Annotated in this window: 20 protein-coding genes and 1 pseudogene; 16 read left to right on the plus strand and 5 right to left on the minus strand. The window is 37.9% G+C overall.

The features are described from left to right. Window positions 1-56: 56 nt before the first annotated feature. Window positions 57-956, plus strand: coding sequence for an MFS transporter (locus E4N78_RS12325; protein WP_255810831.1), 900 nt, complete (start codon window positions 57-59; stop codon window positions 954-956). Between the two features lie 41 nt (window positions 957-997). Here the strand turns inward: E4N78_RS12325 and E4N78_RS12330 are convergent, their stop codons facing one another. After that, window positions 998-1573: a glucosaminidase domain-containing protein gene (locus E4N78_RS12330; protein ID WP_255810832.1), complete on the minus strand. Its 576-nt coding sequence runs from the start codon at window positions 1571-1573 to the stop codon at window positions 998-1000. Between the two features lie 102 nt (window positions 1574-1675). On the opposite strand from E4N78_RS12330, the gene E4N78_RS12335 reads away from it, so the two are divergent. The 7 genes from E4N78_RS12335 (at window position 1676) to E4N78_RS12365 (ending at window position 9340) form a co-directional block, all read left to right on the plus strand. Next, the gene (locus E4N78_RS12335) at window positions 1676-2461 is read left to right on the plus strand and encodes an ABC transporter ATP-binding protein (protein WP_255810833.1); all 786 of its coding nucleotides are present in this window, start codon (window positions 1676-1678) and stop codon (window positions 2459-2461) included. Window positions 2462-2476: 15 nt separating this feature from the next. Further along, window positions 2477-3277: an ABC transporter permease gene (locus tag E4N78_RS12340; protein ID WP_255810834.1), complete on the plus strand. Its 801-nt coding sequence runs from the start codon at window positions 2477-2479 to the stop codon at window positions 3275-3277. A gap of 20 nt (window positions 3278-3297) precedes the next feature. Further along, window positions 3298-4083: an ABC transporter permease gene (locus E4N78_RS12345; RefSeq protein WP_255810835.1), complete on the plus strand. Its 786-nt coding sequence runs from the start codon at window positions 3298-3300 to the stop codon at window positions 4081-4083. Window positions 4084-4274: 191 nt separating this feature from the next. Beyond that, window positions 4275-6395, plus strand: coding sequence for a methyl-accepting chemotaxis protein (locus E4N78_RS12350; RefSeq protein ID WP_255810836.1), 2121 nt, complete (start codon window positions 4275-4277; stop codon window positions 6393-6395). Window positions 6396-6672: 277 nt separating this feature from the next. Then, entirely contained in the window at window positions 6673-6894 is a 222-nt protein-coding gene (locus E4N78_RS12355; protein WP_255810837.1) for a DUF6110 family protein, read from the plus strand. 19 nt (window positions 6895-6913) lie between these two features. Continuing rightward, complete coding sequence (locus E4N78_RS12360; protein ID WP_255810838.1) at window positions 6914-9013, plus strand: heavy metal translocating P-type ATPase; 2100 nt, start codon at window positions 6914-6916, stop codon at window positions 9011-9013. Between the two features lie 12 nt (window positions 9014-9025). Further along, a complete protein-coding gene (locus E4N78_RS12365) occupies window positions 9026-9340 on the plus strand; it encodes a hypothetical protein (RefSeq protein WP_002681569.1) in 315 nt (104 codons plus the stop codon). 48 nt (window positions 9341-9388) lie between these two features. Here the strand turns inward: E4N78_RS12365 and E4N78_RS12370 are convergent, their stop codons facing one another. Genes E4N78_RS12370 through E4N78_RS12380 form a run of 3 tightly spaced genes read right to left on the minus strand, consistent with a single transcriptional unit; the run spans window position 9389 to window position 12513 of the window. Then, the gene (locus E4N78_RS12370) at window positions 9389-10444 is read right to left on the minus strand and encodes an ATP-binding cassette domain-containing protein (protein ID WP_255810840.1); all 1056 of its coding nucleotides are present in this window, start codon (window positions 10442-10444) and stop codon (window positions 9389-9391) included. Beyond that, complete coding sequence (locus E4N78_RS12375) at window positions 10434-11150, minus strand: GTP-binding protein (RefSeq protein ID WP_255810841.1); 717 nt, start codon at window positions 11148-11150, stop codon at window positions 10434-10436. The genes E4N78_RS12370 and E4N78_RS12375 overlap by 11 nt, the downstream gene beginning before the upstream one ends. Window positions 11151-11205: 55 nt before the next feature. Continuing rightward, window positions 11206-12513 carry an ABC transporter substrate-binding protein gene (locus E4N78_RS12380; RefSeq protein WP_255810843.1) on the minus strand — a complete coding sequence of 436 codons (1308 nt, stop codon included), beginning with the start codon at window positions 12511-12513 and terminating at the stop codon, window positions 11206-11208. A gap of 55 nt (window positions 12514-12568) precedes the next feature. Between E4N78_RS12380 and E4N78_RS12385 the strand changes: the two genes are divergently transcribed. Then, on the plus strand, window positions 12569-13219 hold the full coding sequence (locus tag E4N78_RS12385; RefSeq protein WP_255810844.1) for a Crp/Fnr family transcriptional regulator: 651 nt from the start codon (window positions 12569-12571) through the stop codon (window positions 13217-13219). Between the two features lie 45 nt (window positions 13220-13264). Here the strand turns inward: E4N78_RS12385 and hcp are convergent, their stop codons facing one another. Next, window positions 13265-14896, minus strand: coding sequence for a hydroxylamine reductase (hcp, locus tag E4N78_RS12390; protein WP_255810846.1), 1632 nt, complete (start codon window positions 14894-14896; stop codon window positions 13265-13267). Between the two features lie 105 nt (window positions 14897-15001). Here hcp and E4N78_RS12395 point away from each other — a divergent pair. The 7 genes and pseudogenes from E4N78_RS12395 to E4N78_RS12425 all read left to right on the plus strand — a co-directional run bounded on the left by E4N78_RS12395 (window position 15002) and on the right by E4N78_RS12425 (window position 21881). Next, window positions 15002-16429: pseudogene (locus E4N78_RS12395) on the plus strand (alpha-L-fucosidase). Beyond that, complete coding sequence (locus tag E4N78_RS12400) at window positions 16411-17205, plus strand: putative ABC transporter permease (protein ID WP_255810847.1); 795 nt, start codon at window positions 16411-16413, stop codon at window positions 17203-17205. The pseudogene E4N78_RS12395 and the gene E4N78_RS12400 overlap by 19 nt, the downstream one beginning before the upstream one ends. A gap of 160 nt (window positions 17206-17365) precedes the next feature. Beyond that, window positions 17366-18100: a DUF5058 family protein gene (locus E4N78_RS12405; RefSeq protein ID WP_255810848.1), complete on the plus strand. Its 735-nt coding sequence runs from the start codon at window positions 17366-17368 to the stop codon at window positions 18098-18100. 11 nt (window positions 18101-18111) lie between these two features. Further along, the gene (locus E4N78_RS12410; RefSeq protein WP_253688585.1) at window positions 18112-18783 is read left to right on the plus strand and encodes a hypothetical protein; all 672 of its coding nucleotides are present in this window, start codon (window positions 18112-18114) and stop codon (window positions 18781-18783) included. A gap of 11 nt (window positions 18784-18794) precedes the next feature. Then, window positions 18795-19967, plus strand: coding sequence for a M20 metallopeptidase family protein (locus tag E4N78_RS12415; RefSeq protein WP_255810850.1), 1173 nt, complete (start codon window positions 18795-18797; stop codon window positions 19965-19967). A 143-nt stretch (window positions 19968-20110) separates the two neighbouring features. Continuing rightward, window positions 20111-20809, plus strand: coding sequence for a response regulator transcription factor (locus E4N78_RS12420; protein WP_255810851.1), 699 nt, complete (start codon window positions 20111-20113; stop codon window positions 20807-20809). Beyond that, window positions 20787-21881: a sensor histidine kinase gene (locus E4N78_RS12425; protein ID WP_255810852.1), complete on the plus strand. Its 1095-nt coding sequence runs from the start codon at window positions 20787-20789 to the stop codon at window positions 21879-21881. Before E4N78_RS12420 ends, E4N78_RS12425 begins: the two co-directional genes overlap by 23 nt. The last annotated feature ends 19 nt before the right edge of the window (window positions 21882-21900 follow it).

The raw sequence follows: 21900 nt of genomic DNA on the forward strand, positions 1-21900 counted from the left end.
TTTTTTATTTTATTTTTTGATAGAATAAGGGCGATAAAATATTTGGAGCTATTTAAATGACAGACAATGTGGAAAAAATACTTAACCGTTTCTTTTTTAAAAATGTAAACGGTATTTGGACAGGAAATATAGGCAATAATAAATTTCTTATTAGGCAAGATAAATCAACCAATCAAGAACTTGTTCTTAAAACTTCTTGTGCCGTAAGCGGAGCAAAGGGAGACCTATTCGCTTTTTTAGATGAGCAAAAAAAGATGGGAAAGATAAAAACCTTTAATATGGATGAAGATTTGTTATCCTTGACCTATACCTACAGTAACAACGATTCCGAGTTTGAATTTTTCTTAAAAGATCTTTCCGATCTTTTAACAAAGTTAGAATCACACGATGTTTGCTTTTCATGTAATAAAATACGGGAAACAAATGCTTATAAAATCAAAGATGTCCCAACCTTCTTATGCTCCGGATGTGTAGATAATTTTAAAACTAAGATGGAAAAAGTAAACAATGAACCGAATAATTATTTAATCGGAGCCTTGTGCTGTATTATAGGCGCCTTAGTCGGCTCTTTAGCTTGGATCTTAATAGGCTATTTCGGTTTTTATGCATCCATTGCAGGATATTTTATAGCCTACTCTGCATTTTACGGTTATAATTTTGGAAAAGGAAAGGCAACCAAAACAGGTGCTATAATAAATATCATTGCGATAGTTTTTGCTCTGCTGTTTGCCGAATACATAGGCTTGTTTTTAGCAGTCCAAAAAGAGGTCAGCTTAGATTTTTTATCCTTTGTAAAATTCTCTCCGGTATTTTTTGCCGATCCGGTCTTTATAAAATCCATTCTTCCCAGCTTAGGTCTCGGCTTTTTGTTTGCCGGCTTAGGTTCTTATAGAATAATCAAGGATATGTTTACAAAGGCAACCGAACTTTCAGACATCTCTATAGAAAGAATTTGATAAGTTTAAAAGAGTCTCTACATTGAATAAAACCGCTTCGCTTAATAAACCGATTTGTACAATCTTGTCAATATGTTTTCAAGCTTTTTGCCGTAATTCGGATCTGATGCCCAAGTTCCGGCAAGCCCGTAAATTGTAGGAGCCTTCCCCTTAGGATTAACATATTTGTATCGCGGATCAGCCTGAGGGCGGACAAGGGTCTTAGCCGTAGCATAGGCCTTTAAGTGCTGAACATGGGCTAAAACTCCCGTCTTTTCGCTTGGAAAACTTTCTCCTTTTTTTCCGTCTCCGAGTGAGCCCAGTCCGCAAAAATTATTCATCTCCTCGCTTACCAAACCTCCGAAACGCAAAAAACCTGTTTCCAAACACATTTGCGAAAAAGCAATATCCGAATTTATTCCTTCCGTCTCTGATTCTTCTATATAAAATTGAGCCAGCCGTTTTACCTTCGCCCTATCGGCCTTGGGGTTTTGGCTCATAAAAAAAACGGTTAAATCCTCAGCCGAGCATCTGCCCCGGCTTTCTATTAAATGAGGAGGCCGTACAAAAAAACTCAAACAAGAAAAAAATAAAAACGATAAACCAAAAATAAAGATATAAAAAATCCGCTTTCTCATAGCTATAGTTTCGGAGAAATTACATCGCACTTGAATTTTCTATTGACCAAGTTTCTTTTTAATGATATTATACCGCCCCTGTAAGATTTCTATGGAAAAAAAATGATTAAGGTTCAAAATATTTGCAAAACATACAAGGTCGCAAAAAGAAATAAGGGCTTAAAAGAAGCTGCAAAGGCTCTTTTTAAGAGAGACTATGAATATGTAAAAGCCTTAAACGATATTTCTTTTTCGATTAGCGAAGGAGAAACCGTAGGTTACATCGGACCGAACGGAGCCGGAAAGAGTTCTACCATAAAGGTGTTATGCGGAATCCTTACTCCCGATTCGGGAACTTGCGAAATTGCAGGCCTTGTTCCATGGAAAAAGCGAGTGGAATATGTAAAAAACATCGGCGTAGTTTTCGGGCAAAGAACTCAACTTTGGTGGGATATTCCAGTTATAGATTCCTTTGAGCTTTTAAAGGATATTTATTCTGTGCCCCAAAATATTTTTCAAAACAATTTGGAAGAGCTGATCAATCTTTTAGAATTAAAAGAAATTGTCAAAACACCTTCCCGTCAACTTTCTTTAGGCCAAAGGATGAAGTGCGAAATTGCAGCCTCGCTTTTACACAGTCCCAAAATTCTTTTTTTGGATGAACCGACAATCGGACTTGATGCTCTTTCAAAATTGACGGTGAGAAAATTTATTTCGGAACTGAACAGAAAAAATAAAACGACTATTATTTTAACAACCCATGATATGCAGGATATAGAAGCAATTACCGAGCGAATTATTTTAATAGACAAAGGACGGATTCTTTTGGACGGCACATTAAAAGACATTAAGAAGGATTCCTTATCTTTGGATGAAAGCCTTGCCGAATTTTATAAAAAAAATTGTTAAAGGGCTGTACGGCTTATGAAAAAATATCTTTCTTTTTTTAAAATACGCTTTATCGCAAACTTACAATACAGGGCAGCAGCTCTTGCCGGTATCTCAACTCAATTTGCTTGGGGAACTTTAAATATCATTTTATTTAAAGCCTTTTATGAATCTTCTCCGGAAAATTTTCCTATGGGCTTTTCTGCTTTTGTTTCTTATATTTGGATGCAGCAGGCCTTCTTAGCGTTTTTTGCAATGTGGACATTTGAAAGTGATATAACCGATTCGATTGTTTCGGGCTCTATCGCATATCAAATGTCTAAACCGATAAACATATACAATCTTTGGTTTACCCGCTCGGTTGCATTAAGACTTGCAAGAGGTCTTTTAAGATGTTTTCCGGTTTTAATAGTTGCCTCACTTTTACCTCAGCCTTACCGTTTGATAATGCCCGATCCTATTACCTTTTTTATATTTATAGCTTCTATGATATTGGGGCTTTGCACGGCGGCAGCTTTTACCTGCCTGATATATGTGCTTTGCTTTTTTACGGTTTCTCCCAAGGGGCTTCAAATAGTATTTTTCTCGGCCTCCGAGATGCTCATGGGGCAGATAATCCCTATTCCTTTTTTCCCTGAAACAATAAAAAAGATTTTGGAATTTTCTCCCTTTACGGGAATTCAAAATATTCCTTTAAGAATTTTTTCTTACGATATTTTACCTGCCGATGCAGGTAAAAAAATACTCTTACAAGTCTTCTGGCTCCTCGTTTTATTTTTATCGGGAAAAATTATTGCAAGAGCAGCAGAAAAAAGGTTGGTAGTGCAAGGAGGCTAAATTAAAATTTTAAAATAATTATGAAAGGCTTAAAACTTTATTTTAAATATCTAGGCATTCTTTTAAAAAGCACAATGCAATACAAGGCTTCATTTTTTTTATCCTGCTTGGGGCAATTCCTTTTAACATGTAACAGCGCGGCAGCTCTTTATTTTTTATTTGCACGCTTTCAGTCCATAAAAGGTTTTTCCTTTGCCGAAGTTGTTTTTTGCTATTCAATAATGCAGTTAAGTTTTGCCATTACCGAAAGCTATGCAAGAGGCTTTGATTCATTTTCTACACTGATTATAACCGGAGACTTTGACAGACTTCTTTTGCGTCCCCGAAATTTACCCCTTCAAGTACTGGGAAGTAAATTCGAATTTTCAAGGATAGGAAGATTGCTCATAGCCGTCATTTTATTTTTTTACGGTTTAAGATTCGGAGCTATAGATTGGTCTTTTTTAAAGGTGTTTACAATTATATCAATGCTCTTAGGAGGTATAGCAGTATTTTCAGGGCTCTTTTTAATCTATGCAGCTATTTCTTTTTTTACCATACAAAGCCTTGAGTTTATGAATATCTTTACCGACGGAGCCAGAACCTTTGCCTCATACCCTGTCTCAATATACGGAAATAAAATTTTACGCTTTTGCACATTTATAATTCCTTATGCCCTTTTCCAATATTATCCGCTTTTGTTCTTATTCGATAAATACAAAAATCCTGCTCTCGCCTTTTTACCCCTTCTTTCATTTTTGGTTTTGATTCCTGCTTATCTTTTTTGGCGGCTCGGAGTTTCGAAATACAAATCTACAGGCTCGTAAAAACCTATCGGCTATAAATTTCTATTTTATAAATTTTCTCCATTATAATCTTTTTCATTTATTTATTACATAAACACCTAGCAAAAATAAAAAAAATCATGTATAATCACTCCTGCCAATTCTTAATGTACATTCAATAAAAATCAATTACAAATAGTTTTTAAAATAACATTTGAAAGGAACTCTAAATTATGGTAGCTGAAAAAATTTATCAGAAGGAAGGAATACGGTTTTCTATCTTAAGAAAATTGGTTTTCTTTTTTGGTACGTTAATCCTGATAGGAGGATTTACGATGGGAGCCTCTGCTTTATTTGTAGCAAGAAATGCCTTAATGGGAAAAATTGAAGAGGCCTTAATAATGAAGGCAAAGGATACGGCAGAAATTGTCGACGGCCGGGCCAATGCCTTATTATATTTTTTGGAAGGTCTTGCCCGTATTCCGACACTGCGCGACTCCGGCCTCACTTTTTATGAAAAAGCAAGGGCTTTACAAAAAGACGCAGCTCGGAATAATACTATAGAATACTTTGGTATTTCCGATAAAAACGGGACGATATATTATGCTGACGGAACTTCCATTTTTGCCGGTGATAGGGACTGGTATAAGGAGGCTATTAAAGGCAATAATTTTATTTCTGAGCCGCTTATAAGCCGTACAACAGGTGAACTGCAAATTATATTTTCCGTACCTATTTATGATGATGAACACAATATTTTAGGTGTGTTTAGTGCCGTTGTTAGCGGCTTATCTCTTAATGATATAATTGATGACATTGTAGTAGGAGAAACGGGCGGCTGCTACATTATCGATGCTTCAGGAACAACGATTGCCGATAAGGACATAGAACTGGTTAAAAACCAAGAAAACAGCATTAAAAGCGCTATATCCAACCCTGAACTTAAGAGTATTGCCGATTTTGAACAAAAAGTTTTAGCATCTTCTGAAGCAGGTTTAGCTAGATTTGTATATGAAGGACTAAAAGAAATAGCCGCTTATTCTCCTATGAAAACGAAAAACTGGAAAGTAATAATCAGTGCTCCTGTTCATGAACTTACCAGCAGTCTAAGGCCCTTAAAAATCACAATCAGAATTATAGGCATTACCATATTGATTATATCTATTATACTTACGGCTGTTATAGCCCTTACAATAGTAAAGCCCATTACATCAACAGTTCAGGCTCTTAAAAATATTGCAGATGGCGATGGAGATTTAAGAGTATGCTTACCTATTAAACGAAATGATGAAATAGCCGATTTATCAAAATATTTTAACAAAACAATTGAAAAAATCGGTAACTCAATCAAAACGGTAGGTTCAGGCACTCAGGAAATGGAACAGATAGGAAATGAACTTGCAAGTAATATGACGGAAACGGCAAGCGCCATCCATCAAATAAGCACAAACATAGAAGGAGTAAAACAACAAGCCCTTACACAGGCTGCGAGCGTTACCGAGACCTCAGCGACTATCGAACAGATTATTAAAACTATCGCACAATTAAACGGCATGATAGAATCTCAAGCTGCCAGTGTAGCCGAATCCTCATCGGCAATAGAGCAAATGGTAGGAAACATAAGCTCCATAACTCAGACTCTTGCAAGAACGGATGACGCAATCAAAAATCTTGCAGGAGCTACAGCAGAAGGAAAAGAAACTCTTTCACTATCAAATACCGTAACTCAAAAAATTTCGGAGGAATCGGGCGGTCTTTTAGAAGCTTCAAGCGTTATCCAGCATATAGCAAGTCAAACAAACCTCCTTGCCATGAATGCAGCTATTGAAGCAGCTCATGCCGGAGAAGCCGGAAAAGGCTTTGCCGTTGTTGCCGACGAAATTCGAAAACTCGCAGAAGAATCAAGTTCACAGGGAAAAACAATAACTTCAACATTAAAGATTTTAAGCAAAGAAATTGAAAACCTTTCGTCTTCTTCAAAATTGGCCGAAGAAAAATTTGACAGCATCTTCGCTTTATCTGAGCAGGTAAAAAAGATGAGTGAAACTCTTATGCTTGCAATGAAAGAGCAAGAAAACGGAGGCCGTGAAGTCTTGACGGCAATTCATAATATCAATTTAATAACTTCGCAGGTAAATGACGGCTCAGCCGAAATGCTTGAGGGAGGAAAAAACATTGCCGTTGAAATGCAAAAACTTGATGACCTTACAAGAGTTATCACTGCAAGCATGAATGAAATGGCAGCAGGTGCACTCCAAATAAATGAAGCAACTCAAGAAGTCAATATCATTTCGCAAAAAAATAAAGAAAATATCGGCAATCTCGTAAGCGAGGTTGAAAGATTTAAAGTATAAAAATTAAGAGGAATCAACAACCCCGACGCGAGCGTCGGGGTATTAAACCCTCCGCACGAATAAAATTCTACTTTTGAATTTTATTCTTCTTTTTTTTCGGTTAGATTTAACTTGAGGCAATGCGACTGCTTGTAAATATAATAAAAAAATGATAAAATACGCCCTACAAAGATAGGATTATTGGAGGTATGATAAACAGCTCGGCAGAAATTCTGCCTTACTGTTTATCTGACGAGTTTTGTGCAAAGCACAAAACATCGCATTATTGGAGGTATATATGACTAAATGGGGAGCATTTGCACTCGGTGTTGTTGCAGGCGGAGCCGCAGTTCTTTTAGCCAGAAACGCTAATTTTAAAAAGGCTTGTGCCAAGGTAGTTGGGGCCGGCTTAAAATTAAAAGACGACGCAGCCGCTTTCGTTGAAACCGTAAAAGAAGACGCTCAAGATATAATGGCGGAAGCAGCTTATAACAAAGAAGCCGCTTCGGCAGCAAACTAATCTGATTTTTTAAATCTTTATGAATTTTTGTATTGCTCACCGCCTCCCTGGGCGTTTGCGTTTAAGGTATAGCCGGAGAGGTTTAAGCCGCAAACAAGCCGTTCTTGTAGAAACCCTTGTGTCTTTGCAAGAAGGTATAAGATCGATAAGTGTAAATCCTGTTTCAGGAAGTATATTAATTGAATATTCAGGGATAAGCGAAGCCGAAGCTCTTTCTTATATAAGAGCTCTAAATTCTTCTTACCTTGAAAATGAAGAACTATTAGCGAGTGTGGATGAACCGATAGTAAGCGAGAGTTTAACGGTTTCTCTGGGAATGCTGCTTGCGGAATTTTTTATGCGCAGGCTTTTACCTATTCCTGTCCGCAAGATATTGGCTCTTTTTTCAATTATGCCCCGCGTAAAAGGCGGAATGAGAGCCTTGAAAAGAGGCAGGCCCTTTTGTGCCGAAACCTTAGATGCAACGGCTCTTTCTCTTTCCTATGCGACGGGAGACCTAAACACAGCCGGTACCATCGCAATGATGCTTGAAATGGGCGAAATCTTGGAAGAGTATACCCGCCGAAAGTCCTATGAAAATTTAACCCGGAGCTTTTTAAATACAAAAGAAACTGTTCATGTTCTAAAAGACGGAAATGAAACTGAAATTTCAGCCAATCTTCTTCAAGCCGGAGATACGGTTATTCTTAGGATAGGGTCGGTTATTCCCGCGGACGGAACGGTCGTATCGGGCGAGGCTTCCGTTAATCAAGCTTCAATGACGGGAGAAGGCCTTCCCGTGCACAAGGTTTCGGGAGATACTGTTTTTGCTTCTACCGTCGTTGAGGAGGGGGAAATTCATGTATGCGTAAAAGCTTGCGGACGGGAAACCAGAGTGAGCAAGATAGCCGATATGATTGACCGCTCTCAATCTTTGAAGGCGGCTTCTCAAATCAAGTCCGAAAGAACTGCGGATAAACTTGTTTTTTATAACTTTTTACTTGCAGGCTTAACCTACGCCTTTACCCGTAACTTTGCAAAGGCAGCCTCGACTCTTCTTGTCGACTATTCTTGTGCGATGAAGTTATCTGCTCCTGTCTGCGTGCTTTCGGCCATGAAAAACTGTGCAGAGCATGGTATTACCGTAAAGGGCGGAAAGTTTTTAGAAGACTTTGCCCATGCCGATACAATCGTATTCGATAAGACGGGAACTCTTACGGAATCACAGCCCTCGGTTAAAAAGATAATTACCTTCGGCGGCAGGCCGGAAAAAAATGTATTAAAAATAGCGGCCTGTCTTGAAGAGCATTTTCCACATTCACTTGCAAGGGCCGTTGTACGGGAAGCCGAAAACAGGGGAATTAAACACAGAGAAGAACATACAAAAGTTTCCTATATTTTAGCCCATGGCCTTGCTTCTACCTTAAAAGGAGAGGAGCTGCGTATAGGAAGCGCTCATTTTATATTCGATGATGAAGGTATTCCAAAAACGGAAGAAGCCGAAAAAGCTATTGAAGATTTGTCGAAGAGCGGCTGTTCCCAGTTATATTTATCGATAGGAAAAGAACTTGCCGGTATCATTGCGATAGAAGATCCTGTTCGCTCTGAGGCAAAAGAAGTTGTTTCAGAGCTTCACAAACTGGGAATAAAAAACATAATTATGCTGACAGGGGACGGCCCCCAAACCGCAGGCAGTATAGCCGAAAAGACAGGCATCGACCGTTATCATGCTCAAGCTCTTCCCGATACAAAGGCCGATTTTATTAAAGAGTTAAAAGCGGAGGGTAAAAAAATCGTTATGATAGGCGACGGGATAAACGATTCTCCCGCCCTGTCGGAAGCGGATGTAGGCATTGCAATGGGACAAGCTTCCTCGATAGCAGGAGAAACCGCCGACATTCTTTTGCCCGATGACGGGCTAAAGGCCTTACCCGTTTTAAGGCGTATAGCAACGGGCTTGATCAAAAGAATCAATGTAAACAATAAGGCGATTATCGGCATTAACTCAGCCCTCATTGCAGGGGAACTTGCGGGCTCAATTCCTCCGGCTACAGCGGCCTTAGTTCATAACGGTTCGACGGTTGCCATAGGTATGTCTGCAATGAGAAGCTATGAGCAGCCCCTTGCCGAATCTATTTAATCGGAGGAAGTAATGACTGTTTCAAGTTTTTTTCCCGGGCATATAAGGCTCAGGGGCGAGATGATAAAAGATAAGGATATTTTTGAAGCTTTTGAAAAGGCCGCCTCTTCTCATAAGGCTGTCAGCAAAATTGAAAGGAATGAGAGGACAGGAAGCCTTTGCATTGAGTATGATGCAAAGGCCCTGCCTCTGTCAAAGTTTGAAATCTTTAAAGAAGATTTACCTGAGCTAAAAAAACTTTCCGATGCCTATATTTCTGGCAAGGTAGAAAAGGAAATAATCATCGAAAAGATTTCAGAACTTTGGGAAAAATTAAAAAACGCATAAAGAGCAATTTTAGCTGCGATTTTGAAGTTCCCGATTTATCATTCTCCTCTAGCCTGTAAGCCCAAGCTCTTCTCCTGCCCTTAACCTTGTTCTCATATTTTGGATTTTTGCATCCATAATTTCAAGCTCGGCAAGAATTTCTTTTTCTTTTTTTGAAGTTTCTATAACGGATGCTATTCCTCCGTTTTTGATAACTATTCGCTTATCCGCATAGAGGGCCAGAGCCGGATCATGTGTGGCCATTAAAACAATTTTTTCCTTTGAAACCAAGAGTTCCAAGGCTTTTTTGCGGTCAATACCTGCATTTTCTATTTCGTCTATGAGGACGATGGGAGAGGAGCTTAAAATAGCCGTATCCGCAATCATAAGAGCCCTCGACTGTCCTCCGCTCAAGGCCGTTATTGGAGTATCCAAATTAAATTTTTCGCCTGCAAGATTGTTTGCCGCCTCTATGATATTTTTTACCGTCCCTTCTTTGTCTTGGATAAGACGGCTTTCCGCATGGAGCTCGATAAATTCTTTGACGGATAAATCCATTACAAAGTTCATATTTTGCGAGAGCTGAGCCACAAGTTTATTGTTTACCGAAAAACGGATTGTCTTATCGGGTGTTTTACCGTTAATTAAAATGCTGCGGTTTGTAGGGGTATCCTTTTGAGCAGTCCATTCGATGTCGGCAAGGAGCCTTGATTTTCCGGAACCTGTCGGGCCTACAATCGAAATAATTTGAGAGGTATAAAGGGTAAGCTCATCAAAGTTTTCGGTTTTGCCTGACTTGTTTGTTCCGGGAAGAATTGTGAGGCTGTGAACCTCGTTTGCATTTTCCAAATTAAGGAAGGACTTCATTTGAATTATGTATTCAAAAAATGCAGAGTATAGTTCTTCTCTGTTTATTGCTTCTTCTTCACAAACTTCATCGGAAAGCGATTGTAAAAAATCTTTTAGAGTCTGCTCTTTGTTTTTTAAAATACCTATTTCAATCAAGCGGTTTTCCTTGATAAAATCTTCGATAAAAGGGTATTCGCTTAAAATATCTTGAATCGATTTTTCAGAAAGTTTTTTAACCTCTGTATTTTCATCACTTAAATAAAATTCATTGTTCATTTTTTCTCCCCTGTTCTTCGGCAATTTTCATCTTGCGGATATTTCCCATCTGGAAATTTTCTCCTATTCTTGTTTCACCCAAACAATAAGAGCAAAGGGCAGCAGGCATGGGAAAGCGGAGCTCCATTCCTTGTACCGTAGAAATTTCTTCGGCCTTATCCCTTAAAAGGGTGCTGAGCTCAAAGGCTCCTTGGCCCGTAAGACCGTTTACATGCATGATGACCGCCCTAGGATTTACGGCATTTACCCTTGCCGCAAAAACTTCGCGTTCAGCTTGAGAAACGATGTCTCCCTTTGTGATAACTACGATGTCGGCTGACTTTAAAAGAGGGCCTATTTTTTTTGGCGTATTTATCCCCGACAGGTTATCGATTACGCAGATACCTAAAATATTTTTTATATAGGGGGAACAGCGGTTACAAAGCCCTGCGGACTCGCTTACCAAAAGGTCAAGCCCTTCCTTGATTCCCCATTGCACGGCCTCCTCTATGTTTGACACAAAGAAGTGGTCGGGACATAGGGAGCCGGAGATTCCTTTTTGGACGGGAACTCCGGCCTTTTGATATAGAAGGTCATCATCAGTATAAAGGCAGTCGAATTTTACCGCCCCCGTTTTTATATTTTGTTTTTTTAAGGCATCTATTGTTTTTAAGATTACGCTTGTTTTGCCCGACGATGGCGGGCCTGAAAATATTATTAAGTTCATAAATATAATATAACAAATCTATGTGACGAGGTCTGTAACGGATGTTACACAGACCTTAAATTTTTCCGGCAGCTGTTTCAAAATCGGTTTTGATTTTTTCCAAAAGAGAACCTATATCGTTTTGATAAATAAAGTCCCAACCTACCCAAGAAAATTTTTTATCCTCGCCTAAACGGTTATCGACATCGGGATTCGTTGACGGGAAAAAACCGCTTTCGGAAAATACCCTTCCGGTTTTTTCTGAAAGGAAGAAATCCGCAAAGGCCTTGGTCAGAGCCTCATTTTCTTTTTTTACGAGCATAAAAATCGGAGCCGCTATAGCCCCGTCTTTGGGCCAAACAGTTTTTAATGCCGAATCTTCTTTTATCATCTTTGAAAAAAAGTAGGGGCTTATGTTTACGGCAGGAGGTTCATTGACAACGGATTTAGGATTTTTTAAAACCAGAGACGCTTTTCCCTTTACCATTTGTGCCGGATGAAGAGAGGTGCGGCAAGCCCTGCCCAATTTTTTTATACCTTCATCTCCGAAACGGCTGTAAATATTTAGGATTACCGAATTAAACAAATCCAAATCGCTGAAGGGGATTGCTGCCGAATTTTCAAATTCGGGTAAGAGGAGGTCTGCCCAAGTTTCGGGCATTTTTCTTCCTCTTAACAGCTCGGTGTTTACAATCATTACTGCGGGAACTACCCCGATAATTGCATAGTTTTTTTTGCCGTCTCTAAGGTCTATATAATCGTTGCAAAAGTCCTTATTCATTTTTTCGATTGAACAATGAAAATCTTTGTTTTCGATAAAGGAGCCCATTAGTTTTTTGTCGAAAAAAAGCTCAAACCCTGCAGAAAGGAGAATATCGGGAAGGTTTTCTTTTTTTCCTGTTTGAGCTTCTTTTATTATCCAGTCGATTCCGAGGTTTGCGGAACGAAGATCATAGCTGATTTTATAGTTTTGTTTTTCAAGCTCATCTTTATTTTCTTCAATATACTTGGAATGAAATTCTTTAAAGGCTTCAAGCAAGGGGATTCTTATAGGACATGGAAGAACTCCCTCAATCCTTATATTTTTTTTGCCGTCATCATAACCGGTGTTTTGTGCGTCTTTCTTTTCTAAGCTTAAATCTATTTCGGCAAAACCGATATTTTTATTTTGTTCGATAACTTCAATAAGCTCTTTTTCGCACAAGCCGATATCAAGACTCTTCGTTAAAAGGGCTTTTTCAAGACTAATCTTTTTCCCCATTATTTTGCGCATAAGGGGATTGGTAAGAGGGGTAAAACCTTTTTCTGCCAAGTATCTTATCGTTTCAGGAAAGCGTTCGGTAATATCAAAAACACTTTCATCCATATTAAAATATTTATTCATTATAATCCTCCGATATATAATCAAGTTAAAATCAAAATAACCCGAAATTAAAAGTATGAATCCTATTTTTAAAAATATACCCGCTCAAGAAGCGGAAAAATATTTAAAAAATACCAAGGCTAAAACCCTCAACTATAAAAAAGATGCCTTTATCTTTTTTGAGGGCGATACTCCCGCTTTTTTCTTTGTTTTAAAATCGGGTATCGTTCAAATCGAAAAAAACACTGCCGATGGAAAGCGGCTTATTGTAAACCGCTTTGAAAACCCCGGTACGGTTTTTGCCGAAGTCTATGCTCTTTTGGATTCGGCTGTTTACGATTACTCATGCCGTGTAATTAGCGATGCCGAAATTCTTTGTCTCCCCATAGAAGGGGTCTTTGGTGCCGGAGCGTACTCCGAAACTCATTTTAAGGTTCTAAAAAACCTATTAAATATTTTAGCTCATAAAGCTTATTTTTTAAACCAAAAGCTTCTTATTTTTTCTTCATTCAGTCTTCGTCAAAAGATAGCCCTCTATTTATTGCAGCAGGCTGAAGGAAGTTCAAAGGTTGAGCTAAACCTAAACAGGGAGGCTATGGCCGAATACTTGGCAGTTCCTCGGCCATCTTTATCCCGCGAGCTTATGAGCATGCAAAAAGATGGGCTTTTAAAAATCGAAAAAGATACCATCATTGTCAACCTTGATAAACTCGAAGACTTTAGCTAAGGGCTTATCAATAAAAGCCCTTAGCCTGTCCTCCCGATTATGTTTCTAACCGAAAAAATGTTTTATATCATCTTCTATTGAAGAGATTCCCGATAATCCGAATTTGCTTATTAAAACATCCTTTACATTGGGGGAAAGGAAGCCGGGAATAGTAGGCCCAAGGTGTATGTTTTTTACGCCTAAGAACAATAGGGCCAAGAGTACTATAACGGCTTTTTGTTCGTACCATGCTATATTAAAAATTATAGGTAAATCATTAATATCGCTTAGGTTAAATATTTCCTTCAACTTAAGAGCTATAAGGGCAAGGGAATAAGAATCATTGCATTGTCCTGCATCCAATACCCTTGGAATTCCGTTTATATCTCCAAGATTTAGTTTATTATACCTGTATTTTGCACAGCCTGCCGTCAGAATGACGGTATTTTTTGGAAGAGCCTCCGCAAAATCCGTATAATAAGACCTTGTTGTGTGTCTGCCGTCGCAGCCGCCCATTACTATGAATTTCCTAATATCCCCGTTTTTGACGCTTTCGACAATTTTGTCGGCAAGAGCAAAAACTTGGGCGTGAGCAAAGCCGCCTATAATCTTTCCGCTTTCAATTTCTTTTGGAGGCGGGCAGGATTTTGCCTTTTTTATAATTTCGGAAAAGTCCTTATGACCGTATTCATCGGCTTCGATATGAACACAGCCGGGATGTCCTGCTGCATTTGTCGTGTACATTCTTGATACATAGGAAGCCTTCGTAGGAATTATACAGTTGGTTGTCATAAGGATTGGGCCGTTAAAACTTTCAAATTCGGAAGCCTGTTTTGCCCACGAATTACCGTAATTACCTGCAAGATGCTTATATTTTTTTAGTTTTGGGTAATAATTAGCAGGGAGCATTTCGGAGTGAGTATAAACATCAACTCCTGTACCCTCAGTTTGCTCAAGAAGCATTTCGATATCTTTTAGATCATGCCCCGATACAAGGATGCCCGGATTATTTCTTACACCTATCGAAACTTCGGTTATTTCGGGATTACCGTAGCTGCCTGTGTTGGCGCTATCCAGCAGAGCCATTCCCTTAACTCCTGCTTCTCCTGTCTTTAAGGTAAGAGAAATAAGTTCATCAACACTCAAATTTTCATCTATGAGCATTGAAAGCGTTTTTTGAATAAAGGCATCAACCTCTTCGTCTTCATAGCCTAAGGCGTTAGCATGTTTTACATAGGCACATAGCCCCTTTAGACCATAGATAATAAGCTCTTTTAGAGATCTCTTATCGGGGTCTTTTGTCTGCAAAACACCTATTGTCATGGCCTTGCCCAACCTTTTCGGTATATCCGAATCAAGATGAGCTTGTATCTCCGGATCAAGTGGTCTGTTTAAGGAACTATGCAAATCATGGATTGCTTTAAGAGTAATATTTATTCTGTTGTTAATTGCTTTTTCATCAAAATTTGCATTAGTTATTGTAACAAAAAGGTTTGTGCTTACGATGTGGTTAATTTCTTTTTCAACCTTAATCCCGTTTTCCCTCATATAACTTGTCACCTCGGAAAGCTTTTTTGTTCCCCAGATAAGAAAGTCCTGTAATCCTGCAACTAAGGGGTTTTTCCCGCATACTCCGACCCTTACGCAGCCTGAATTTTTAAATGTCTCCTGACATTGAAAACAAAACATAGTGTCCATAGTATTCTCCTATTCATCAAAGGTTTGAGTAAATTATAAGCATTTTATGAATAGAAGTCGGTAACGGATGTTACGCGGACGTTAAATTTTTTTGGTTTTAAGCCTATTCTTGCTCACTTGAAATCTCTCATTCTATCCTATATACTCAATCTTATGAAACCGGATAAAATTACACAGTGGCAAAAATTAGGTTTTGGGATGTTTATTCATTATGGGCTTTATTCTTTATGCGGAGGTGTGTGGAAGGGTGAGCCGGTAAAGCGCGGTTATAGTGAACAGATTTTAAGTCACGGTAAAATTCCTAAAGAAGAATATAAGGCCTTACAAAATAAATTTACCTGTAAGAATTTCGATGCAGAAAAAATATGTGCTCTTGCAAAAGCTGCAGGAATGAAATACATAATTATCACGGCAAAGCACCATGACGGCTTTTGTCTTTTTGATACAAAGACTACCGATTATAATTCGGTGAAGGCTCCTGCAAAAAGAGACCTTATTGCAGAGCTTTCTCAAGCATGTAAAAAAAACGGTTTAAAGTTCGGGCTTTATTTTTCGTGGATAGATTGGAACTGCGAATTCGCTCTTCCTATAAGCGATCATAACAGCGATAAAATTCCGCCCAAGCATCAGAAATTTAATATTGAACAGCTGAAAGAACTATTTACAAATTACGGCCCTCTTTGCGAGCTTTGGATGGATATGGGTTTCCCGACAAAAAAGCAAAGTGAAGAAGTAAGAGCTCTTGCTCAAAAGCTTCAGCCCGATACGATGATAAACGGCCGTATATGGAATGACTGCGGAGATTTTTGTACAATGGGGGATAACAAATTTCCTGATAGAAGTTTAAATGTTCCTTGGCAAACCCCTGCTTCAATTTACCATGAAACATGGGGCTACCGTTCATGGCAAAGACGGGGCGATAAAAATTAAAAGGCCCAAGAGCTTATAGAAAGCCTTATAAGGGTAAGGGCTATGGGAGGTAATTATCTTTTGAATATCGGCCCAAAGGGTGACGGCTCCGTGGTCGCATTTGAAGCCGAGGTCTTAAAGAAAATAGGCAGCTTTTTCAAATCAAAAGCGCCTTCTCAAGGGTGCGCAAAAAAACTTTGTAAAGAATTAAATTTAGATATTCCTCAAGATAGCATTTTAGAACTAAACGGAGAAAAAAACGAAATTCCATTTACAAAAAAACTTTACCGCTTTACGGGAAAAGATTATTACTCTTCTCATTTTATTTGCACAGAGCTTGAACTTAATCTAAAAATTTCAAAAGGCTTATACAAAACAAATTTGTGGACAATAAGCCTCGCCAGAAAAAAGCCCTTATCCCAAGATGAAGTTTTAGAAATAAACGGAAAAGAATTTTGCTTCCCCGCAAATAAAAAAGAATTGGAAATTTTTAAAAACATAAAAATAGAAAGTGTGCTTAAAATTTCAGTATCTACAAGCGGAGCACCTTCATTGCGTAAGGCCTTAAAACAGGATAACTTAATTTTAAGAGTAGAAGGGAAATTATGGCATTTGATTATTTAATTTTATATTTCACTATTTACAGTTTTATCGGATGGTTTTGTGAAGTAGTCTATTGCTCGCTTTTACAGAGAAAGTTTGTATTAAACCGAGGAATGCTTTACGGACCTATATGTCCCATATACGGTTTTGGGGCTTTGATTTTAATTTTTTCGCTAAAAAATTTAATCCCTCATCCTATAGTCTTGTTTTTTGCTGCCGTGCTTTTAACAAGTTCTCTTGAATACGCTGCAAGTTTTATTTTGGAATATTTATTCGATACCCTGTGGTGGGATTATTCAAAACACAAACTGAATATTAACGGAAGGGTTTGTGCTCTTAACTCGACCCTTTTTGGAATATTGGGGCTTGCGTTAATGTATGTAATAAATCCTTTTATTTCAAAATATATAAATCAAATACCAGATTTATTTATTTTGATTATTTCAAAAGCCTTACTTTTTATTTTTATTGCTGACTTTATTTTTACGCTTAAAGCCCTAATCGGTCTTCATGATGCACTCTTACATATTAAGACTTTGACAGAGAATTTCTATGCACATCTTGAATCGCTTGATATACATGAAAAAATAAGCGAAAGCAATATTGCAGAAAGTTTTAATCTTCTGCGTGAAAAACTAAAACAAGACGGATATTCCGCTTATGAAAAAGTACAGGAACAACTTAAACTTATTGCCGAAAAAAACAAGGGGCATATTTTATCGGCCTTTCCGAATATGAGGCAAAGAAGAAATAATTTACACTTAAAACTTTTAAAATATTTTAAGGAAAAAAGATAAGTATAAAAAAAAGGAACTCTATCTGTAGAATATCTTATCTTTAAAGATTATTTATGATTATTTTTTTATAATATTATGATTATTTTTCTGGACAAATTAAATAAAGCATGATAGACTATTCGTTATAGAGTATCTTACAAACAAAATTTAGGAGGAATCTATGGACAATTATTTGAATGTTGCGAACTCTTGGATTTTATGGCTTGCAGCTTTTCCGTTATTGATTACGGTATTGTTTCAAGCTATAATTTTTAGCAAAAAAGCAAAGGACGCTGCTAAAATCGTCGGCTTAAGTGATGCCGATGTGCGGAAGTCTTTCCGTATCGGTATGACATCTTCTATCGGACCGGTTTTGGGCGTTTTTATTGTAATGCTGGGCCTAATGTCGGTAATAGGCGGCCCTCTTGCGTGGATGCGCCTTTCGATTATAGGTGCAGCCTCAACGGAACTCGCAGCGGCACAGATGGCAGCTCAAGCTCAAGGCATTGACTTATCAAGCCCCGATTACGGCTTAATAAATTTTGCAAATGCAACGTGGGTTATGGCTTTAAACGGAAGTGCGTGGCTTTTTATGACAGGTTTATTTTCCGATAAGCTTAATAGCTTATCAAAAAAAATATCGAAAGGGGATCCTGCCAAGCTGGCTATTTTAATGGTTACGGCAATGAGTGGAGCCTTCGGCTTTTTATGCAGTAATGAAATAACAAAAGCTCTTCGATCGGTAAAAGGAAAAAATTATCCGGCTGTTGCTGCTGCCGTATCTGCAGCTCTTCTAATGGTTGTATTTGAAAAACTCGGCAACAAATATCCTAAATTAAAAGAATACAGCTTAGGAATAGTTATGATTCTTGCAATGGTAATTGCAATGGTATTTAAAGACTTAATTTTAAAATAAGGAGAAGCTAAATGAGTGACGAATTATATGAAAAAACTTTTACAAAACCTATAATAAGGTATGGAAGGTTTACAAACCTATTATCCTTGGTTCTTTGCTTTCTGCCTTCAATTCTTGTTTGGGTCGTTTATGGAGTAAAGCCGTCAACACAGGATATATTGACAGGTTGGGGCTTGGCAGCATCCGTATATGCAATCTATGCCGTTGTTGAACCTATCAGTTATTTCCCCATACTCGGCTTACCCGGAACTTATATGTCTTTCCTTTCAGGTAATATCGGAAATGTACGCTTGCCTACTTCGGCCGTTACGCAAGAAGCTGTCGGTGTGGAACCCGGTACAAAGAAAGCCGAAATAGTTTCTACCCTCGGTATTGCAGGCTCGATAGTTACCAATCTTATAATTGTAACTATTGCTGCTGTAGGAGGCGCGGCCTTAATGAACATCTTCCCCAAAAAAGTATTGGAAGCCTTTGCCTATGTTTCGCCTGCAATCTTCGGGGCTATGTTCGGAATGTTTGCCGTTAAAAACATAAAATACGGCATCTTTGCTTTTATCTTGGCCATGTCTTTATTAAACATTATCAAAATACCGGTATATATAATGATTCCGGCTTGTGTATTCGGAACGGTAGCTTTCGGTTTTTTAACTTACAAAAAACCTAAGACTAAAGAACAAGCTTAAGGGAGGGAAAAGTGGATATATTAAAAAAGGTAAAAGAAATAGAAAAAGACATAATTTCTTGGCGCCGCCATTTACATCAAAATCCTGAGGTCGGCTTTGAACTTCCTAATACAATAGATTTTGTATGTAAAAAATTGGATGAGTTTGGAATTGAGTATGACAGAAATGCAGCAAAAAGTGCCGTTATAGGTTATATTCATGGTGCAGAAAAAGGAGATGTTATCGCTCTGCGTGCAGACATGGATGCCCTTCCTGTTTGTGAAGCTACAGGGCTTGAGTTTGCTTCTAAGAATTCCTTTATGCATGCTTGCGGTCATGATGCACATACATCGATATTGCTTGGGACCGCAAAGGTATTAAACGATTTAAAAGACAATTTTAAAGGAACCGTTAAGCTTATCTTCCAGCCTGCAGAAGAACTGGGAACAGGCTCTGTAGATATTTGTGAAAAAGGAATCCTTGATGATGTAAAAGAAATCCTGGGACTTCATGTAGGTTGTATAAGCGATGAAGTAAAGTCCGGAGAGTTCCTTTTTTCAAAGGGATCGATGATGGCCTGTATGGATAAATTTTCAATCAAGGTTAAGGGCGTAGGCGCTCATGGAGCTTATCCTTCTCTTTCAGTAGATCCTGTTGTAATCGGCTCTCACATAGTTGTCGCCATACAGGAAATCTTAGGCCGCGAGGTACATCCAACGGAACCGGCTGTAATAACGGTTGGACAATTCCATTCAGGTTCGGCATTTAATATAATTCCGCCTGAAGCTTATCTTGAAGGAACAGTACGGGCCGTAACAAATGAGACAAGGGAATTGATAGCGAAACGGATTGAGGAAGTTGCCTCCAATATTGCAAAAGCTTTTAGGGGTTCAATTGAATATCAATTCTTTAGACAGCCGCCTCCTCTTATAAACGATTCGAAAGTTACGGATAAGGTTATGGAAGTTGCCAAAGGACTTTTCCCGAATGATGTTAAGCTTATGCAGCGTCCTGTTATGGGAGGAGAAGATTTTGCATGGTACTTAGAAAAAGTTCCGGGTTCATTTATCTTCTTGGCAACGCCTTCACCCATTGAAGGAAAAGTTTGGCCTCACCACAATCCCAAATTTGCCTTGGATGAATCGCAGTTTTACAGAGGAGCAGCGCTCTTTGCAGCTTATGTAATGAAGGAACTTGGTAAATAATTTTAGACCGACTTAAGGTTTATAAATTTATTAAAAAGCAAATTCCTAAAGCCGTCTTAAACTTTAATGTTTAGGGCGGCTTTTTATATTTACATTAGATATCTTAATATGCTATACTGGCTCTTATAATTCGGAATAAAAAAATGAAACAGCTTATAAAAATTTTGATTGTAGAAGATGATAAAACAATAGCCTCGGTCTTAAAAAAGAATTTGGAGCAATGGAACTTTAATATACGATGTGCAAAAAATTTCAGCAATATCTTGGAGGAGTTTGAAGACTATGCCCCCTCTCTGGTCTTAATGGATATAGGGCTTCCGGCATTTAACGGTTATCATTGGTGTTCCGAAATCAGGAATAAGTCTCAAGTCCCCATTATATTTTTATCTTCCCGTAACGATAAGATGGATATTGTAATGGCCATGCAAATGGGAGGCGATGATTATATCGAAAAGCCCTTTGATATGGATATAACCATTGCAAAGATACAGGCCGTTATCAGGCGGACATACCAATTTACCGCTTCAATGAATGAAGTCGGTTTTGCGGGGACCGTTTTAAATTTGAGCACGCTCACTCTTGTGTATAATAATAAGACGACCTTGCTGACTGCAAATGAAATTAAAATTTTAAAATGCCTTTATCTGGCTCAAGGCGAATTTGTTTCGAGAGAAAAAATTATGGATGTGCTTTGGCAAAATAATCAGTTTGTGGACGATAATACTCTTTCTGTAAATATAACCCGATTGCGCAAAAAGCTGGAAAACGCAGGGCTTTTTAATTTTATCGAAAACAAAAAAGGTTTGGGATATAAACTAAATGAACATCACGGAAACCGGTAAGTTAAAATTAAGCGTAATTATAAAAAGTGTTTTTAAAGATAATTTTTTATTTATATTTGTTCCGTTTCTTTTAATCTTCTTACAAGTGCTTATCTTATATTTGAGTAATGCTGAAAGGGGGCTCATATCTTATATAAGCTTATTAAGTATTTCCATTTTGATTATCTTCTTTATATTAAAATTTATTTTTTACTATCGTAAAATAAAAAACTATTTTGACCTCGTGGAGCAATATGAAGTAAATTCGGAAAGCTCTGATGATGAAGAGTTTGAAAACAGATTCGAGCTTTCTTTATCGCAAATTCTTTCGTTAAAAAAGATAAAAAAAATAATGTCGGAAAGAGAAGCTTCTATTTATAATAACCGGAAAATGCTTACCGATCAAAACGATTATTTTTCTCTTTGGATTCATCAAATAAAAACTCCTATTACTTCTATAAATATTTTATTGCAAAATATGAATTCTTCAAAAGATGAGGTATTTGAAATAAAAAAAGCTCTTTTAAGTATAGATAATTATACCCAAATGGCATTGCATTATTTAAAGCTCCAAAGACCGGATAAGGATTTGGATTTTCTTAAGTTTAATTTAAATGAAGTTTTGCAAAACATCTTCCGTAAATACAGAAGTATTTTTATTTATAAAAATATAGAGCTTAATTATAAAACTTGTGATCTAAACATTATAAGCGACCCGGTTCTTTTTGAATTGATGATTGAGCAGATAATTTCCAACAGCCTAAAATATTGCGGTATAGACGGCAAAAGAGGAATTTTAAGCATCTATATTGAAAATCAAAATCCTTCAGCCCTTGTAATTGAGGACAACGGAATCGGAATAAGTCCTTCAGACCTCCCCAAAATCTTCGATAAGGGATATTCCGGCTTAAACGGCCGTCTCAGCGAAAAAGCTACAGGCCTCGGCCTCTACCTTGCTCGGGAAATATCCGAAAGGCTCGGCTGCACTCTTACAATAAACTCTCGTCAAGGTGAATGGACTAGAGCAGAGGTTAAACTCGGAACGGAAACTTCAATAGACCTATTCGATGACCCCGTTGTTGAACAGGTTTAATCCTTACAAAAATGTAAGT

The organism is Treponema denticola (assembly GCF_024400535.1).
In the GTDB taxonomy this organism is placed as follows: domain Bacteria; phylum Spirochaetota; class Spirochaetia; order Treponematales; family Treponemataceae; genus Treponema_B; species Treponema_B denticola_C.

Coding starts and splice junctions, on each gene's coding strand:
- E4N78_RS12425 (WP_255810852.1), top strand. CDS start 20,787: ATGAACATCACGGAAACCGGTAAGTTAAAATTAAGCGTAATTATAAAA.
- E4N78_RS12350 (WP_255810836.1), top strand. CDS start 4,275: ATGGTAGCTGAAAAAATTTATCAGAAGGAAGGAATACGGTTTTCTATC.
- E4N78_RS12420 (WP_255810851.1), top strand. CDS start 20,111: ATGAAACAGCTTATAAAAATTTTGATTGTAGAAGATGATAAAACAATA.
- E4N78_RS12345 (WP_255810835.1), top strand. CDS start 3,298: ATGAAAGGCTTAAAACTTTATTTTAAATATCTAGGCATTCTTTTAAAA.
- E4N78_RS12325 (WP_255810831.1), top strand. CDS start 57: ATGACAGACAATGTGGAAAAAATACTTAACCGTTTCTTTTTTAAAAAT.
- E4N78_RS12380 (WP_255810843.1), bottom strand. CDS start 12,513: ATGAATAAATATTTTAATATGGATGAAAGTGTTTTTGATATTACCGAA.
- E4N78_RS12410 (WP_253688585.1), top strand. CDS start 18,112: ATGAGTGACGAATTATATGAAAAAACTTTTACAAAACCTATAATAAGG.
- E4N78_RS12365 (WP_002681569.1), top strand. CDS start 9,026: ATGACTGTTTCAAGTTTTTTTCCCGGGCATATAAGGCTCAGGGGCGAG.
- E4N78_RS12370 (WP_255810840.1), bottom strand. CDS start 10,444: ATGAACAATGAATTTTATTTAAGTGATGAAAATACAGAGGTTAAAAAA.
- E4N78_RS12330 (WP_255810832.1), bottom strand. CDS start 1,573: ATGAGAAAGCGGATTTTTTATATCTTTATTTTTGGTTTATCGTTTTTA.
- E4N78_RS12385 (WP_255810844.1), top strand. CDS start 12,569: ATGAATCCTATTTTTAAAAATATACCCGCTCAAGAAGCGGAAAAATAT.
- E4N78_RS12355 (WP_255810837.1), top strand. CDS start 6,673: ATGACTAAATGGGGAGCATTTGCACTCGGTGTTGTTGCAGGCGGAGCC.
- E4N78_RS12335 (WP_255810833.1), top strand. CDS start 1,676: ATGATTAAGGTTCAAAATATTTGCAAAACATACAAGGTCGCAAAAAGA.
- E4N78_RS12375 (WP_255810841.1), bottom strand. CDS start 11,150: ATGAACTTAATAATATTTTCAGGCCCGCCATCGTCGGGCAAAACAAGC.
- hcp (WP_255810846.1), bottom strand. CDS start 14,896: ATGGACACTATGTTTTGTTTTCAATGTCAGGAGACATTTAAAAATTCA.
- E4N78_RS12400 (WP_255810847.1), top strand. CDS start 16,411: ATGGCATTTGATTATTTAATTTTATATTTCACTATTTACAGTTTTATC.
- E4N78_RS12360 (WP_255810838.1), top strand. CDS start 6,914: ATGAATTTTTGTATTGCTCACCGCCTCCCTGGGCGTTTGCGTTTAAGG.
- E4N78_RS12405 (WP_255810848.1), top strand. CDS start 17,366: ATGGACAATTATTTGAATGTTGCGAACTCTTGGATTTTATGGCTTGCA.
- E4N78_RS12340 (WP_255810834.1), top strand. CDS start 2,477: ATGAAAAAATATCTTTCTTTTTTTAAAATACGCTTTATCGCAAACTTA.